Annotated in this window: 9 protein-coding genes and 1 pseudogene; 9 read left to right on the plus strand and 1 reads right to left on the minus strand. The window is 43.0% G+C overall.

What is annotated here, in order from left to right; translation table 11 throughout:
- Positions 1–13: 13 nt before the first annotated feature.
- From KS4_RS07300 to KS4_RS07335, 8 genes and pseudogenes are all read left to right on the plus strand, one after another.
- Positions 14–6,976: an RHS repeat-associated core domain-containing protein gene (locus tag KS4_RS07300; RefSeq protein ID WP_145076577.1), complete on the plus strand. Its 6,963-nt coding sequence runs from the start codon at positions 14–16 to the stop codon at positions 6,974–6,976.
- Between the two features lie 60 nt (positions 6,977–7,036).
- Positions 7,037–7,756 carry an ankyrin repeat domain-containing protein gene (locus KS4_RS07305; RefSeq protein ID WP_145076579.1) on the plus strand — a complete coding sequence of 240 codons (720 nt, stop codon included), beginning with the start codon at positions 7,037–7,039 and terminating at the stop codon, positions 7,754–7,756.
- A 695-nt stretch (positions 7,757–8,451) separates the two neighbouring features.
- The gene (gene recA / locus KS4_RS07310) at positions 8,452–9,528 is read left to right on the plus strand and encodes a recombinase RecA (protein WP_145076581.1); all 1,077 of its coding nucleotides are present in this window, start codon (positions 8,452–8,454) and stop codon (positions 9,526–9,528) included.
- Between the two features lie 760 nt (positions 9,529–10,288).
- Positions 10,289–10,585 (plus strand): hypothetical protein, encoded by a 297-nt coding sequence (locus tag KS4_RS07315; RefSeq protein ID WP_145076583.1) that lies wholly within the window; start codon positions 10,289–10,291, stop codon positions 10,583–10,585.
- A 495-nt stretch (positions 10,586–11,080) separates the two neighbouring features.
- Positions 11,081–11,260, plus strand: a pseudogene (locus KS4_RS17895) (transposase); the annotation flags it as partial.
- 211 nt (positions 11,261–11,471) lie between these two features.
- A complete protein-coding gene (locus tag KS4_RS07325; protein ID WP_145076588.1) occupies positions 11,472–12,977 on the plus strand; it encodes a hypothetical protein in 1,506 nt (501 codons plus the stop codon).
- A gap of 385 nt (positions 12,978–13,362) precedes the next feature.
- Positions 13,363–14,175: a sugar phosphate isomerase/epimerase family protein gene (locus KS4_RS07330; protein WP_145076590.1), complete on the plus strand. Its 813-nt coding sequence runs from the start codon at positions 13,363–13,365 to the stop codon at positions 14,173–14,175.
- Positions 14,168–14,953: a hypothetical protein gene (locus KS4_RS07335; RefSeq protein WP_145076592.1), complete on the plus strand. Its 786-nt coding sequence runs from the start codon at positions 14,168–14,170 to the stop codon at positions 14,951–14,953. Before KS4_RS07330 ends, KS4_RS07335 begins: the two co-directional genes overlap by 8 nt.
- A gap of 264 nt (positions 14,954–15,217) precedes the next feature.
- Here KS4_RS07335 and KS4_RS07340 read toward each other — a convergent pair whose 3' ends face one another.
- Positions 15,218–17,062 (minus strand): cation:proton antiporter domain-containing protein, encoded by a 1,845-nt coding sequence (locus KS4_RS07340; protein WP_145076594.1) that lies wholly within the window; start codon positions 17,060–17,062, stop codon positions 15,218–15,220.
- Positions 17,063–17,399: 337 nt separating this feature from the next.
- On the opposite strand from KS4_RS07340, the gene KS4_RS07345 reads away from it, so the two are divergent.
- On the plus strand, positions 17,400–17,861 hold the full coding sequence (locus tag KS4_RS07345; protein ID WP_145076596.1) for a hypothetical protein: 462 nt from the start codon (positions 17,400–17,402) through the stop codon (positions 17,859–17,861).
- The last annotated feature ends 37 nt before the right edge of the window (positions 17,862–17,898 follow it).

Genomic DNA, 17,898 nt, shown 5'->3' on the forward strand with positions numbered 1-17,898 from the left:
CAAGGGTAATGTCATGGCAGCACGCAAATTAGATTTTATAGTTATCAGGTTTTTCTTTACCTATATTCTTATACTTGTCTGCGTTAATTCAGTGATAGCGAATGAGGATGATGGCCCTGTGGTAATCTGCCAAGTTCGACTGAAAGAAAAGATGGCGGAGAATAAAGAATGGTTGGATGCACAAAGGCATGGTGTTTCGATAGGCGATGAGTATTATTTTAGACCTGGTGTCGGAAGTGTAGGGACACCACTCAATGATATTCAAGAATTTCAGTTCAAACTGTATTTACAGGAATACACTGGAATTGCGAGCAATCCATTTGAAAATATTTCTAATTTGGGGAATAACGAATCACCACTGGATGATGAAATATCATTATTTTATAAAGGTGAGCGGATTACTGAATTTCCTTTTACTTTTAATGTTCATATAAGCGAGGTACATGATTGGGGTAACTATGGGGCATATCCACAGTTTACATTAACTGTGAATAAACGCCGTAAATCTAAAAGGTTTCTTTTGGAACTGCAGACTAGTTCTAAAGTAAAATACAATCTGACTGATGATCTATCATTCAAAGTACGAGATATTCCTGATATTTCACCTCAAGGTGATAGCATCAGCCTTCAGTCAAATATGCGTGTAGATATTCATGGTGTTCCACTGCCAGATCCCAGCCCAATTGGTGAAGGTGAATCTGATCGTACTCCAAACATGGCTTCTATTGACATGTTTAGTTTGCAGCCAACTTTCAGTACAACTGATTTAGCTGTTCCTATGCCTGGTGGTGAAATGCTCTTAGAGTTTCGAAGAACTTTGAGAGTTGGTTCGCGTGTAGACTCAGGTTCAGATGGTTTTGATGATGACGAATTGCCATGGCCGGGTGAAAATATTCTTGGCGAGGCATGGAGTACGAATATAGGCTCCAGAGTAATTGTTCGGGAGCGAACTGGGGCAGATGCATGGCGCAATATGTATGATCCACGTGAAACCGCAATGGTTTATGATGAGGTGGGTGCTGCTGCAAGGTATAATCTTGATGCAATAATAAAAGGTGACGATGGAAATATTATTACTTTCTATCCCGATGTACGTAGTAATTTTTCAAATGCTGCGTTAAGAGGAACTCTTAAAAAAGATGGAGACGGCTTTGTTTATACAAAAAAATACGGAACTAAGCTGTATTTTGAAACTGTGCCCGGACTTACTAGAACAAAAACTGGATTGAAAGAAATTTACTATCGATTGTCACGAATTGTTGATAGAAATGAAAATCAAATTACCTATGAATACGATGAACTGAGCCCAACATTAGTATCGAAAATATTAGATGAAAATTATCAGGCAAGAAATATTGAATTTACGTATACAGATGGAAAATTAACGAAAATTGTAGGTCCGCTTGGACAGGATCAATCATTTTTATATGAATACGATGATATTGAGAAGAATAATTTTACGACAAAAATACTAGCTTCTGTAAAGAAACCAGAAGTCCAGCATCCAGTTTCGGGTGCGCTTGTACGTCCTGAAATTCAATTCGAATACGAAGCACAGGTAAAAGATAGGCAATTATTAACGAAGTTTGACGGTCTTGAGTCTATCAAAGCTGATGATAAGGTTTATTGGTACTATCCAACAAAGATCATTGATGCAAGAGGTCATGAGACTGATTTTGATTATATTTTCAGACAAACACCTACCAACATCCAAGCCGTTCCAATGGTTGCTGGCAGAATAATATTAGCATATATACCCATCAAGCAATTTGAAGAACAGCCTCGTATTACATCTGTGACCACAGCTGATAGCGTTTTAAATGGTGGATCCCCAGTTACTTTTATTGAAGATGATGATCGTTCACACATATATGCGAGAACACTCGTTGCTGATACAAGAGGTGTATCTACTGAGTATATATTTGAGGGAGAAGCAATTACAACGGATAACGACCTCAATCATGCCATTGCTTTGACAAAAGTGACCAGAAACACGAAAAGTATTCTAATCCCAGATCAAAATATTTTGTCTATAGCATATGAATATGCAAAGGATCTTCATGGTAATTTGATTAAGGTAACCGATAATTGGGGAAATATTGTTGAGTTTGGATATGACCCAAACAACATGCAAAATGATGAGTATGGCGAAGAACAATATAAACTGGCGAATATTGAATTAACTGATGATGACTATTCCGCTGATGAAGGCAGTGAAGTATACAGTGCGTGGGGAAATCAATACCAAATCTATGGCAATCCGTCAGATAGTACTATCTATGCTGACGGTATTATGTGTAAAACTAGATATAGTTATGATGTCACTTATAACAAGCTAATTGAAACTATAGATCCTGAGAATATTAAAACACTGTATATCTTAGACGATAATGGAAATCGTAAAAAGATGATTTCGGCAGCAGAGACATCAATTGCAACAACAACCGAATTTCAGTATGACGATGATGGTTTTCTTAATAGTATTATCGATCATGAAGGAAGAACGACAGAATACTATAAGAACGAGTTTGGTTTTAATGAATATACAGTTCAGTTATCAAATATATCGGAAGACCTAAGTCCATTAGATGATAATAGTTCTTACATTCTAGGAAGTGAGTTGACTGATTTAAGAAATCAAATAGGTGCGAGTCAGCTTGATAATTATTTAATCACTAAGCGTGTAGCAGATATCATGGACCGTGATATCTATGTATTTGATGGATTAGGAAATAAGATTACATATGAATACGATAATTTAAGTCGTATAAAAAGTATTGAGTATCCCCCATCTCAATATATTAATCCTTTTGATCCCGCCCCAGAAACATACCCAACTAACATTATTCAAACAAATGATTCAATACTTAATATAGTTAGATTTAAGTATGACTTAAATTCGAATGAAATTTGGATACGTGATCAACATGGTGTTGAATCCTCAAAAGTATACGATGATTTCGGAAGAGTGAAAAAATCAACCTTAACAATGTTGGAAATTCCAAACATAGTTACTGAGTATGGTTACAATCCTGTAGGACTTCTTGAGTGGGAAAAGGATGCTAATGGGAACATTACGAATTATGAGTATGACGAACTGCTTCGCCTGAAAAAAACATATTTACCATCAGTCAAAGTTTCTAATTCAGAGAGCACGACAGCACGCTTTACAGAAATTTATGAATATAATAGAAATAGTGGTTCGGGAGCATTTACGCTAAGCGGCTTCAACCCAACTAGAGTTATAAATACGAGAGGCTATGTAACTGATACGCAATACGATACTGCTTATAGAACGAAGCGTATCATAGAACGAAAATTACATGCTGATATATTGTCTGCAACGTCGGAATCTAACCCAGAATCAGATGATGCGGTTGTTGAAACTGAATACAACAAATCGCATAAGCCAATAAAGGTGATGGTTTATAATAAAGATTCTAATGGTAATGATATAAATAAATCACGGTACACATTCTACGATGCTCTTTATAGAAAAACGCTCGAAATTATTGACTCAGATGGTGACGGAATTGGAACAACAGTTTCGACTCCACTTAATAATCCGTCTGATGTAGGCGGTATTGATTCGAGCGATATTGTAAATAAAAAATATTATGATTATAGCGGCAATGTATTAAAAATTGTTGATGCTGAAGGTAATGAAACCGCATTTAAATATGATGGTGCTTCGAGATTAATCGAAACAAAATTACCAGCCATCCCCGTGCATGGCGTTGATTGGTTAGCTAGTCATCACCCAATTACAAAGTATACGTACGATGCCCGGAGCAACCAAGCTATAGTAGCTAACCCTCGAGGAGCGAAGACCAAAACATACTACGACAATTTAAATCGCCCTATACGTACGGTATTAGATCTAAATGGTGATGATCAGTTTGAATATTTTGATAATCCAGTTGATTATGAATCTGGAGAAGATGTTGTTAATACGACTATCTACGATCTTAAGGGCAATGTCGTTTCGACAACAGATCCACGAGGAAATCAATCGTTTGTTAAATACGATCAAGCTTATAGGCCAGTTAAAAATTATTCACCCCTAGTTCAGGATCCTCAACAAAATAATTTGTCTGTAAGACCGGTAGTCATTACCGCTTATGACCAAAACGGGAATATTGTAAAGATTACTGACCCACTCGGTGTGACTACAAAAACAGAATACGATGCTCTCAATAGAATTCGTAAAGTTATTGCTGCATTTGACTCGAACGAATCCATCGTAACGGAAAAAGAATACGATAATGCAGGCAATGCTCTCTCAATTACACTTAACAATAATCTATTTAATACAGACCCAGTTACAGATAAGCCTCAGACGACGACCTACGAATACGATGCATTCAACAAGCAGACCAAAGAAATATTACCAGCTGTTGAAGATGGTCAGCCGCGGGTAACAATCACTGAATATAGTCCCGCAGGTGACATTACTCGTGTAGTCAAGCCATCAGGCAAAAAGCATGAGTATGACTACAACAGACTAGGCCAAAAGGTAACGTCTAAACACTATCAGCCAAACACGAGTACACCCGAGGAAACACGTACCTTTACTTATGATAAGGTTGGTAATCTGCTTGAAGTTACTGATATTTCAGGCACAGTCGAATATGAATATGATGCTGTATATAACTTGCGTAAAGAAGCAGTGTCAAGAACTGCGGATGCAGGGGGTGATAGTTATGACATCGAATATAGATATGATGCCGTAGGTAATAAAACAGGCGTCGCTTATCCATATAATGACGGTGTTTCATCCTTTGGCGGTTTTGATACAGTTCTTTATACTTACGATAATCGAAATTTAATGAAATCTGTTACTGGCTACCATTTGGCCTCCAGTATTCTGCGCACAACCGAATACCAATACGACCTGGCCGGTAACCAAAAAATCAGAACATTGCCCAATGGCAGTACGACCACATCCGTATTTGATAGCTTAAATCGCGTTACGTCTATGACTAACGCCAAAGCTAACGGCGACCTTATCCTTAAATTTGACTACACATACGATCTTGTAGGCAATAAACTTACAATTGATGAAACTGGCCTGAATAACTCAGAGGCGAAAAATTGGGTCTATGAAGTTGGCATGGAAGATATGCCTCAAAGGAAAATATACTACACTTACAATAAGCATTATTGGCTAACTAAAGAATCAATAAAACATAACAACGAAATCTCACAAGTTCATAATTATCAATACGATAAATCAGGCAATCGGGTCAGGTATCAGCATCCAACAAAATTTTACGAGGATATGGAAACTGGCTACACAGTTGAAGCAAATTATATTGACAGCTATGAATACGATGATCTGAATCAACTTAAGAATACTGTACGTACGGGTACTAGGGAGATTAATTCCAATATAGAATCCATTGACCCGATTACTACGACCTATCACCATGACCTTGATGGCAACATGCTCGTAGGCTGCAATTACGATGCGCATAATAGAATCACTTCCTTCAATAAAGAATACACAGAAACTATCGGCGGAGGTGAAACTGGCCCAGGGCCCGTTGTCGAACAACGCCGTGATGAATGGAATTACATCTATGATTATCGCACAAGGCGTGTAGCCAAAGATTACAAGAAGATCAATGTGACTGCCGATGAAGTCATGGATCATAAGATTACGAAGTTTAGATATGATGGCGGCGTTAGCGTCCAAGAAGTTGATATAGATAATCTGATCACCAACATACTCGTTCGAGGCACCGGTAAAGGTGGCGGCATTGGTTCCATTCTCTACCAGTTTAGCCCGAACATTAATTACAACAGTGGCGATGTCTTTAACACCAGATATTTCATCTATAACGCAGTCGGTACCACAACTGTTCTTCAGCAACAAGATGAAACCGCCGTCAAAGTCACGCTCTTCGATGCCTTCGGCAATGATGATATTAGCAGCAATTATTCAAACGACAATTTCTTTGGTTTTGGTGCAACTTCAATCACCAATCGACTTTTCACAACCAAGGAGCGCGACACTGAACTCGGCTTAGATAACCACGGCTTCCGATACTACAACCCAGTTCTTGGTCGTTACATTACCCGTGACCTCATCGGCTATGGCGATGGACTGAATGTATATCTCTATGTTCAAAACAATCCAATTAATCATATTGATCCATTAGGACTAGCGCGAAAAATACCTCGCATGAGCAGGCAGCAATGGGCAAAAGCAATGTCAAGGGTAAAATCGATTAATAAACTAACAATGAGGAACAAGCAGTATGCTGGAAAAACGATCAAAATGAGGACGCATTTGAATAATGCCAAGGATAGAGGTGCTAAACTTAAAAGTGATACACCTGCATTTCGTAAAGAATACGGTGATAGGGATTTAACATTTGATAAAGATGGTTTTCTAGATATGTCGAACCATCGCATTGGTAAACCTGCGAAATTCGAACCTGGTGAGCTTACAGGCAATTCGAGAATAGATAGTAAAAAATCATGGGACAAGTATGATGCTGATTCTAGTAATCCAGAGATTCCAGCATCTAAACGAAAAAATTATGCTTGGCATCACGAGGCGGATGGCTTGACAACATCGTTAGTTCCAAAGCCATTGCATCAGGCAATTGGTCATACAGGTGGTGCAAGTACAATTAGGGGAGCATTGGCTACAGGTGGTAAGCTAACAGTTACTGTTGCAATGACCCACTTCCTTACCAATAACGCGCAGGCCAGAAATTATGGGTCGAAGGAGCAGATGTTTTTGATGGAAGCGGCCAGAGTGTCGGATGCTATTGCGGATGGCCGAGTACAGCATGCAAGTGATTTGGCTGGTTATGAATTCAGATTAGAATACGATGACTCCATGGGATTAAATCATGGAGGAGAATTTCAAGCGGGTGCAATTATACATTATGTAGAATATGAGGCACTGAAGCAGAAACAGCGGTTGGATAAAATCGCGGAACAAGATAAAGATGATGATTAAAGCTATGGTTTATGGATAGATTTGATATATTTTCAATGTACTAGTACATAGATTCTTGTTATGGATATGATCCCACATAAAACAGTCGAATTTCATAGGATTTTGTCACAAAAATACGAGTTATTAAGTGCCAAAATCAATAATAATTATGCTACTGTAATGGCATGTTCATTTACCGACCAAAATGGTTATGAAGGTGTTTATCCAATCATACCGCTCGATCGAGATTTGATTGAAATAAGTAAACTGAATCCAAGTTGCTATGAAGTTGCGTTCGATGATCTGGGAAATAGATTCGGTATTACTTTGCATGATCAATCAATAATGTATTTAGATTACCTAAATTCGTGTTACGAAACGATAGCTTCCAGTACTAGAAGTTTTTATAAAATGCTATTCGCTCCAGATGATTTATGTGATCCAGTTGAGAAAGCAGTTATTCGAAAATATTCAAAAAAAGAAGTTCTAAGAATATTATTTGACAGTGGTTACACCCTAGATTCGTATTCATCACATAAAGGCCGTAGTTTTTTGCACACAGTGTCTACGTTCGGTCATTTAGAATTAGTAGAATACTTGATCGATGAATGCGAATTTTCTGTGAATGGCTTATTGCCTATTGCAGCAATTAATAATCAAATTGAGATTGTTCAATATTTATTGGGTAAGAAAGTAAATGCATTCGCGATGTACGAAGGTAGAGATTATTTAGATACTGTTAAATTATTGGGCTATAGTGACATAGTATCGTTGATAGAGGATACACGTAACAAGAAGTGATATTTTATATGGTGTACAATTGAAAATGAATATTATCGCAACAGATTTACAACGCATAAATACCTTGTATTTCCAGCAGTGACCTACGCGTGGTATGTAGATCTATACTATGTCCAACTAAGATTATATCAGTAATCAAATCCCCATTTGAATACTGAAAATCTTCTAGAATGCGCACAAATGCGCCGTTCATCCTTTTCGCACTTGCGCGGAATATTCGGTTAGCGCGCGGTTATCACGTAAAGTTCGTTATTCTTTGATCATTTTAATCAATATTCAACTGTTTTAGTTAGGGGTAAATCACTAATTCAGAGGTTTTGTGCGCACAAAGCCGGATTTTTATGCTTCAAAGCGCGCGTTTGTGCGCGCATTTAACGCCAGTTAACACCCCCCTCTCATAGAATTCTCTGCGCACAATAGCGGCATGTGAGGTTTAGCGTTTTTCCACAATCGGGTAAAGCGAAATCCACCGCACCCGAACAAACCAACTCTTAAACCCAAACAAAACGCTGCTCGATCAAGCTCAAACTGACATGAGGGTGTCATTAATCACAATGTTTGGGGTACGTTAACCCAAACAAAAACTTAAAATAAAGAAGATAACACCCTTGACAGAACCCGAACACAAGTTACTGTAAGGTCAACAACGAACCAACGACAGGTCAACGAACTTTTAACCTAGCTGGGAGTGCGATATGGCACGTAAGAAAAATCTACAAAGTACTATCGTTAAAGAAGATGCAGGCCGTGAGCAAGCCCTCGAACGCGCCCTCGGTCAGATCGAACGCTCCTTCGGTAAAGGCTCGATCATGCGGCTTGATGACGATCCGACCAATCTCCCTGTAGGCATCCCTACGGGCGCTCTCAGCCTCGATCTCGCCCTTGGTGGTCGTGGTATTCCCAAAGGCCGTATCATCGAAGTCTACGGCCCGGAAAGCTCTGGTAAAACAACACTTAGCCTTCATGTCGCGGCTTCCTGTCAGAAAGGTGGCGGCGTCGCAGCCTTCATCGACGCAGAGCACGCACTTGATCCATCATGGGCTCGCCGCCTTGGGGTTAACCTCGAAGATTTACTCGTTTCGCAGCCAGATACCGGCGAGCAAGCCCTGGAAATCGTTGAAATGCTCGTCCGTTCCAACGCAATCGACATCATTGTTGTCGACTCTGTGGCTGCTTTGATCCCGAGATCGGAAATTGAAGGCGAGATGGGCGATGCGCATGTCGGTTTGCAGGCAAGGCTTATGTCGCAGGCAATGCGTAAATTGACTGGCGCAATTGCTCGTTCGAACTGTACGGTGATCTTCATTAATCAGATCCGTGAAAAGATCGGCGTGATGTTTGGTAATCCGGAAACGACACCGGGTGGTCGTGCACTTAAGTTCTATTCATCAGTTAGAATTGATATTCGTCGTACAGGCAGTATTAAAGATGGTGATACACCGATCGGCAACCGTGTTCGCGCTAAGGTCGTAAAAAACAAAGTTGCACCGCCGTTCCGTCAGGCGGAGTTCGACATTATGTTTAACGAAGGCATCAGTGTTACGGGTGACCTGATTGACTTGGCTGTAGCCGAGAATGTGGTTCAGAAATCCGGCGCGTGGTTTAGCTTCGGCGAGGTTCGTTTGGGGCAGGGCCGAGAGAATTCGAAGAACTTTATCAAAGAAAACCCGGAACTATTCGATGAAATCAAGCAATTGGTTTTGAAAGCAAAAGGCATTTTACCTGAGTCAGAGGCGCCTGCTGAAGTTGAAGCGGAAGCTGAAATGGGTTGATCGATCGTTGGATAGTAAATGGATTGTTGGTGTAGCCTTCTTGGGGTTATAGCTAATAGTGCATTGTGAAGGATTGTCGCGATTAAATAATGAGACGTGACGATTTAGAAGCTTAGGGAGAGGGATTTGTGGGGGAAAAGAGAGTGTGAGTGTGAGAGGGGGGGGAGGTGTTGGGAGATTCATTTGCAGCTAGGTAGCCTCGCGCGTCGGTCACGATGTGCGAGGCTTCATTTTAGTTAGACGCTTTTGTAGGCCATTCCCATGCGGTGTGTGTAACGGTCTTGTCTATTGTGTCATGTATTTGTAGAACTCAATCTTGATGCGTTTTGTGTGTACGTTTTGTTTGTTATCAATATTGTGATTTGCATATCATCCACCGGCTTGAGATGCGGGTATGTCTATGGATTATTTTAGCTGCGAGTTTTGCATTCACAGTCGAATGTATTGATTGGCTTCGTTGGTATCTGTATAGAGCGATGCTAACTGAAATATTGATGCGAACTTCCAAAGGATTCGTTATGCAAGTGCTGCACTGTTGGGCGTGAAGCCTGTTTGATCTCGTCGCAGTGTATTCGGTTTGCAGGCTGTGATGTTTGAGGTATTTCAAAAATGAGATAGAGAGTGCAAGTAATTCTGGCAATTTTGCCATATGGAACTAGAAAAGTATGGTTCGCAGTCAGACTGTTGAGAGATTAGTGTTGTTTGGAAATGATGCTTGGGTTGTCTGTTGTGATGCTGGTTGATTGGTTATAATTACGGGATGCGTGAAGAAGATTACATCTTGGATTTGAGTAGTATGCGCTCGAGAGATCAGGAAGATACCGCGAATGAGGGTGTTGCTAATCAGGAAGTAGATGGGCAGGTGGGGAGTGGCGGTGCTGAGATGAAGGGGCGGAAGTGGATTGCGGTTAAATGGAAGTGTTGCGGGGCGTATAGTCGTGTGTATAGAAATCGGGTGGGGGATGCGTATGAGGGACGATGTCCGAAATGTATGAAGCCGTTGAAGGTACAGATCGGGCCGGGGGGAACAAGTGATCGGTTTTTTGAGGCAAATTAGTTTGCTGGTTCTTCGTGTGCTGGTTGGCTAATCAAACAATAAATTCATGTTTGGTTGTGATAAGGGCATCACTTTGATTCGTGATCTTTACGAGGTTATGAATTTAATGATTGAAATGGGCCTTAGTTTTGGTGCGTCTTGTGTGGTTATTCATGTGTTGATTAGTAGGCCGATCGTATAAAACAAAAGTATTTCATTGATTCTTTACTGCTGTTATTCATAGGCAAGACCTATGGGTATTCATGCAGACTACTCTAGTGCATGGGAATACATGAGTATTGAGTTGACATCTAACTGACTGAAGATATTTACGTTTTCCTCGTGAGGTCTACATCGTCCACGATTTGATATTCCACTGGCTCAAACTTAATCCAGCCATGAAAATATTCTTGCATCCAATTAAGTGTATCGCCTTCTGCCAATGTCATCCTCCTTAAAACTGACTCACTTAAAAGTAGAGGCTCTGTTACGATTTCCCTAACCAAGGAGCCTTTGATGAAGAGCAGTAAGTTCAGTGAATCTCAGATTGTTTCGATCCTTAAGCAACAGGAAGCCGGTGTGAAGGTGGCGGATATTTGCCGTGAGTACGAGATCAGCTAAGCAACGTTTTGCAAGTGGCGTAGCAAGTACGGCGGGATGGATGCGTCGATGCTCAAGCGGGTCAAAGAACTTGAAATAGATACTAATTAATAACTAGTGCCATCTAAGCAATTTTCTAATACTATAATGATGAAATATTTTATCAATCTTTATAGTAAAAAGCTGAGTTATAGAATTTTAATATGCCTGTGTATAAACAATTAAACAAGAAACTGGTGTATTGTCCAGTAAATTCAATTATATAATATTTTAAACATTTAATTTTTTCTATTTTCTGGTGGCTAAAATGAGTACTAATGAACGTGAAAATGCAGAAATAAAATCAAAACTGTTCTCAAAATTTGGAACTGCTTTTAATGCTTTAACCCATGGCGCAAAAAGCACAATTAAGACACAAGTGTTACGTAAGGATAGACTCGATTCTGAACTCTATAATAAAAGACTTGATATTTGTCGATCATGCCCCGGCGAATACGCACAATTCACTGCTTCAGGTGAATTGTATACATGCGGCCCTATGATTAAATCGATCACGACTCAAGGTGAATCAAAGCCATGCGGCTGTATCTTAAAGCAGAAAACGCAAGATGTTAAAGAGGTTTGTCCCTTTGGTTATTGGCCTGAAATCAGCTCGACATCTACACCTACATCTCTTGGAAAATATGAGCCATTAACGCGCAGACATTTTATATCTACTTCGCTTACAACCACAGCTATCATGTTGTTTTCCAAGAACATACTTTGGGGAAGCGAAAAAATAAACATTGAGGATTTCTGTTACTTGAAATTAGATGCATGCAATTCAACCTCTGGTCCGGTACATTTTTGCTGTAAACATATTGAAGGTGCAAGTTATAATTCCATCATAAGACTCAGCTTTTCACGTGGGTATGAAATAATAAGAGGTTGCTATAATATTTCAGATTTGCCTCCGATTTCATTCAGTAGCCCAGAAGAAATATTACAGCTACCTAATGTAGTAGGACCAAATCAAAACTGGGATACGGGCTCTGTTAAGAATAAATTTTTTCAATTTTTTGATGACTGTGAAACTTGTAATTGTGTTAGGCAATTAACAGATTGCAGCAATAGAAAAATGCTATTAGATTGTACCGATGCCGAAGATTTGATTGATGGTAAATATTACCGTTTATCAAGAGATTGGAAATGCTTCAGATTAGATCAAACCCAACCTTCATCTTTTCATGATTCAGAAGGATCATACTATTCTGCTAACCCACTATGGATTAGCCAAGATGGCTATGACGCCGGCTTCGACAACTGTGATGATTGTCGAAACTGTTGCCATGCAGGTGGCTGTATGTATCCTTTACCTTATTGGAAAATACAAGAAGATTATACCCAGGATATGGTACCTTCTACATATATTGAGTATTATGAGTATATAGAATGGGTCCATAAAGACTATACAGAATATAAAAAGAAGGATTATAATTTATACAGCAATACGAATGTATGCGGTACATGGGCAGGCGGCGGTACACATACTGAATACAAAGTACATTTTGGTGATTCAGAGCCTACACTCAAACACATATTTTCAAATACAAATGCAAGCATTAATGGCTGGCCATGGACCCTCAACTGCAATAACAATGCCTCTCCTAATGTTTTTTGTGAAATAAGTAAAAGCTGTAGACATTACAACAGAACATATATTGTTAGAAAAAATGGCGAGATAGAGCACCAACATATCATTAAAATGCAAGTTAAAATTGCAGATGGTGATTTTGGTTATCAATCGGGACCACCGAATGATTGTGCGACTTAATCAAAACATGTTGTTTGTTTAGCAAACAATCGACAAAGCGCGCATTAATTCGTACTTTATCAATCGATAAGATGGACGACTCTTGGGAGATACGCTGCAATGTGCTTAAGGGCAGATATTATGCAAAAATCCAGGCTATTTTGATGGCAGTATATTGCATATCACAAACGATTCACCCGAGACTGCCAAGGAATGTGGTTTTCTTTGAAGCATTTGCTGTTGGTGTAATCCTCCCCATCTTTAGCGCTAGCAGATGCTTTGGTCATTAGGCTGGACGGAATGATAAATATGAGTGAGGTATTGCAGTTTAATCACTAGAATGTGTGGATGTTTATTTTATTGTGGTATGTCGCTTGTTTTAGAGTTATGACCTTAGGAGGTCGTGATGCTTTTCGGTGGGCTTGTCTCAATTACGTTTAGACAGTTGGGGGTGAGGGATATCGTTGAGCTTGTGAAAGAAGCGGGTTTAAAATGTATTGAATGGGGTAGTGATGTACATGTGCCGACGGGGGATGTGAAGGTTGCGGATGAAGTGCGAAAGATGATGAGAGATGAGGGGCTACGTACAGCGGCGTATGGATCTTATTACAGGGTTGGTGAAGGTAAACAAAAGGCGAGCCAATTTGAACGTGTGTTGGAAAGCGCGGTTGCGTTGGGTGCGCCTGTGGTGCGAGTTTGGGCGGGGAGTGTGGGGACTGAGGAGGCGAGTGAAGAGCAATGGGGCAGGGTGATTGAAGATGGGAAACGGATTGCGGCGTTGTCGAATGATGTAGGGGTTGGTATTTCGTTTGAATTTCACAATCAAACGCTCACTGATCACGGTGAGGCTGCGGTGCGGTTAGTCACCTCCATTGGATGTGAGAATGTGAGCCTGTATTGGCAGCCATTGGATCATGCGATGGGGAGGAATCCGATGGATGATTTGAATTGTGTGGCGGATTGGCTGAGAGATGTACATGTTTTTAGTTGGGCTAAAGGGGCAGATGGTGGCGGCATTGAGCGGCAGGCATTAGTTGAGCGGGAAGATGATTGGCGTGGTTATTTGAAGCAGATTTCGGGAGTTAGTGGGGATCATTGCGTGATGATTGAGTTTGTGAAGGGGGATGATCCAGGGCAGTTTTTAGAAGATGCGGCGGTTTTGAGGAAGTGGATTGATGAGGTTTCAGGAGGTGTAAAGGAGGATGCAGCGGATGATTAGTCGAGAAAATCGAGATGAGATGATTGGGCTCATTGATGGTGGATTGGATGGCCGAATCAAGCCCGATGCTTTGGGGGAGCGGGTTGAGTGGTTGCTTGAGAATACTGAGGATCAGTCGATTAAGCTGAGCTATGAATATCTGTCGGGTTGGTTTGAGGAGTGGGAGGATTGGGGTGATGTGGAATCAGATCAATATGGTTGGGATGTTGCGCAGCGCGTGTTGCTTTTATTGCATTCGAATGAAGAGATAGCGTGTCGAACGTTTTGGAGGTGGTCGTGGCGGCAGGTGATGGGGATTGGATTACTGGTCGTGTGGTGTGTTTGGGCTTATCGATATGGGTTGAGCTATGCGATGTTTGAAATGGGGTGGATGCATGTCGTTTTGTCGGCAGCTTTGTCGGGGATGTGGAGCTGGGAGTATCGGGAGGAGTTGGCGTTATGGGGCGGTTTAGGATATCGATCGCGCGAGTGTCAGCCGTTTGGGAGTTTGGGCGAGATGCGGCGAGTGCGGCGAGAGGTTACGGCATTTAAGAAGCAGCGGTATTGTGCTGAAGATGTGCCGATTCGCCGCGGTTTGTCTTTCTGGATGATGCGGTATTTAGGGTACAGTCTTGTCTTGTTGCTGCTCGTCGCGATTGTGTTGGGTGTTATTTGGTGGTCGTCGGTCGTGATGCCTGCGCTGCTATTGATTACGGTAATGCCGGTGCGTGCGAAGATCTATCGGTTGATTAGTGGTGAGGATGCTGCGATGAGTGATGAATGTGCCGAGATGAAGTAGTGATGTTGGCGCGTCTGCAAGGATTTGTGGGATGTGTGGGGTGTTGAGGGAGGCATTATTTGCTCGTTCGAAGACCGGTGACCTGTCAGGTCGCGGCTACTTGAATGGGAAGTGCGGGATGTGGAATTTGTTGGATATTAAGTAATGGGGGGGAGGTACTCTCTTGGATCGGTGCTGCAAGGCCTGATTATTTGCATGAAAAAGACTGTCGCTGGGTGAGCGTGACAGTCTTTTACTTCTTCAGTTGGGTTGTCTGAGAGGTAGTTAGTGGGGTGAGGTGGCTTCGGCTTCTTCGGCGGCGGCTTGGTTGAGGACAGCGAGGAACTCGGTGGGGGATTTGATTTCGAGTGCGCGCTGGCGGATCTCGTTGCGAGAGAATGATTTTGCGAAGAGGGACAGGAGTTCGATCTGGGTTTCAGGTTGATCGGTTGGTGTGAGAAGGAGGCCAATGATTTGAGCGGGTTTGCCGTCGGGTGCATCGAAGTCGATACCATTGCGGTGACGGGCGATGACGACACATGGTTTAGGAAGGTTGTCGAGACGAGCGTGAGGTACGGCGAGTCCGCCGGGGAGGCCGGTGTGCATGATGCGTTCACGCTGGAGGACGGCTTTGTAGATGTCGTGAGCTTTGAGGTTTGTGATTTCGGCGGCACGTTTGGAAAGTTCGCCGATGGTTTGCATGATGTCGGTGGAAGTGGGGTCGATGATGACTTGTTTGTCGGTGAGGAAGTCGATGAGTTTGCGTTGATGTTGGAGACGGAGAATGATCTGCATGATCGGGCCGGAGATGAGTGAGGTGGTGAGGGCCATGACGACGATGGCGACCATGAGTTCGTCGTTGATGAGTCCGGCTTCACGGGCAAGTTGTCCGAGGATGATGCCGACGGCGCCTTGTGCGGCCATGCCGAAGGAGAGTGCGGATGCTTCACGTTTGCCGAGTTTAGCGAGGCGAGCGCCGAAGTATGAGCCGGAGACTTTGCCGACGGTTGCGAGGACGAGAACAAGCAAAACGATGGAGATGTTGAACTCACTAATGAAGTTGATGCGCAGGCCAATGGAAGCGAAGAAGATGGGTGAGAAGATGTTCATGATGAACTGGTTGATGGTATCGCGTGTGCGTTCGCTGAGGTGAGTGGAGTCGCCGATGGCAACGCCTGCGACAAAAGCGCCGAAGATGGAGTGGATGCCGAGGTATTCGGTGAATGCGGCACAGATGAGTGAGATACAGATGACGAAAGAGAGAACGCCGCCGGGCCATGACCAACGTGCTTGTACGTAGGGTAGTGCTTTATGGCAGGCGAGTCGGCCGAGGGTGAGCATGAGTGCGAGGAAGACGAGTGTGATGAGGATGGTGGTGACGACTTGGGATGAGCCGGTGTTGTTGACCGCATCGGTGACGACTTCGGTAGCAGAATGGATGGCAGCGGGGTCGGGAATCACCATGGCGGTGACGGGTAGGAGGGCAAGGACAATGGCGAAGCCGATCCAGCCGACGAGGTCGTTGAGCATAGCGGAGGAAATGATGAGCATGCCCATGTCGGATTTGGCGATGTTGAGGTCAAGCAGGATTTTTGCGATGACGGGTAGGGCGGTGATCGACATGGCGATGCCGAGGAAGATGGCGAATGGGAGTTGTCCATCTTCACCTATGCCACGGGGGCCTGCGCCGAGGAAGTCGGGGAGATACCAGGCGATGACGAAGCCGAAGGTGAAGGGGAGGACAATGCCTGCGAGTGAAACAGCGATCGCCTCTTTGCCTTGGCGGATGACGGTGGAGAGATCGACTTCTAGGCCGACGACGAATAGGAGTAGGGTTGCTGAGATGGTGATGAAGCCGTCGAGGGCGATTTTTTCACCGCCTTCGAGTGGGAAGATGAGTTCGAAGAGGTTGTGTGAAAGGAAGCCTTTGGCGACGAGGTAAGTTGAGAGGGCGCCGAAGATTGTTGGGCCAAGGATGATGCCTGCGAGGATTTCGCCTAATACGGAGGGTTGGCGATAACGGCGAGCGCGCTCACCGAGGATTCGGGCGAGGCCAAGAAGGATGGCGATGCCGAGGAGCAGGGCGGTGATATCGTTGGCTGAGAGTGAAGAAGCACCTAGCTGAAGCATATATAAAGATCTCTTAAGTGGTGAAGCGTGCTTGCTTGATTGAAACGAGTGATTGGCAAGGTTGCGGCACCTGAATGCGTTTTCCGGATCGCATTTTACATGGGTAAAGCGTCAGAGGCGACATGAAAAGGCGGAGATGTGGAGGGTTGGTTGTGAATTTGAAATGTTGGATATAGTTCGATGATTGTACGGATAAGAACGATTGTACGGCGGCGATGTTAAAGTGGGCGGATTATGTGGAGGAAATGGGTTCGAATGGGTTTAGGATGAGAGAAAAGTGAGTGAAAGGAGCTGGTAGGGTAGGTTATCGGGAGTTGTGAGGTTAGAATGGGGGCTGATGGGAAATGATAGGGATAACCCGCTGATTGGTGATGAGGGTCGCTTGAACGAGAAAAAGCGGCTTGTGGTTTTGTATGGGGGTGAGAAGCGAGATGTGGGTGAGATTGTGGCTGGACTGCAACGAAGGGGTGGTGAGGTGATGCTGGCGGATAAGGCTGCGGATGTGATGGTATTGGCAGCAGGGCGAGAGATTGACGGTGTGGTTTTGGCGGTGGGCGAGAAGGATGGTGTGGCGTATGGGCAGGAGATGGTGCGAGCGATAGAAGCATATTGGCCTTGGGTTGGATGTTTGAAGGTGATGGTTGGGGGGAAAGATGGAGTGGGGCAGCAGATGGATCGCGTGAGGTTGGAGCAGATGGATGATGTGATTGAGGTGAAGGTGGATGAACGCGGTGATACTGGCGTTTTGGTGAGTGAGGAGGAGTTGGATATGCTGCTTGGCCCGATTGAGGTTGAGTAGATGTAGCGGATGGGATGGGATAAGCGAAACGTTGGGT

This window comes from Poriferisphaera corsica, from assembly GCF_007747445.1.
GTDB lineage: Bacteria > Planctomycetota > Phycisphaerae > Phycisphaerales > Phycisphaeraceae > Poriferisphaera > Poriferisphaera corsica.

Coding starts and splice junctions, on each gene's coding strand:
- KS4_RS07340 (WP_145076594.1), bottom strand. CDS start 17,062: ATGCTTCAGCTAGGTGCTTCTTCACTCTCAGCCAACGATATCACCGCC.
- KS4_RS07330 (WP_145076590.1), top strand. CDS start 13,363: ATGCTTTTCGGTGGGCTTGTCTCAATTACGTTTAGACAGTTGGGGGTG.
- KS4_RS07325 (WP_145076588.1), top strand. CDS start 11,472: ATGAGTACTAATGAACGTGAAAATGCAGAAATAAAATCAAAACTGTTC.
- KS4_RS07305 (WP_145076579.1), top strand. CDS start 7,037: ATGGATATGATCCCACATAAAACAGTCGAATTTCATAGGATTTTGTCA.
- KS4_RS07345 (WP_145076596.1), top strand. CDS start 17,400: ATGGGAAATGATAGGGATAACCCGCTGATTGGTGATGAGGGTCGCTTG.
- recA (WP_145076581.1), top strand. CDS start 8,452: ATGGCACGTAAGAAAAATCTACAAAGTACTATCGTTAAAGAAGATGCA.
- KS4_RS07335 (WP_145076592.1), top strand. CDS start 14,168: ATGATTAGTCGAGAAAATCGAGATGAGATGATTGGGCTCATTGATGGT.
- KS4_RS07300 (WP_145076577.1), top strand. CDS start 14: ATGGCAGCACGCAAATTAGATTTTATAGTTATCAGGTTTTTCTTTACC.
- KS4_RS07315 (WP_145076583.1), top strand. CDS start 10,289: ATGCGTGAAGAAGATTACATCTTGGATTTGAGTAGTATGCGCTCGAGA.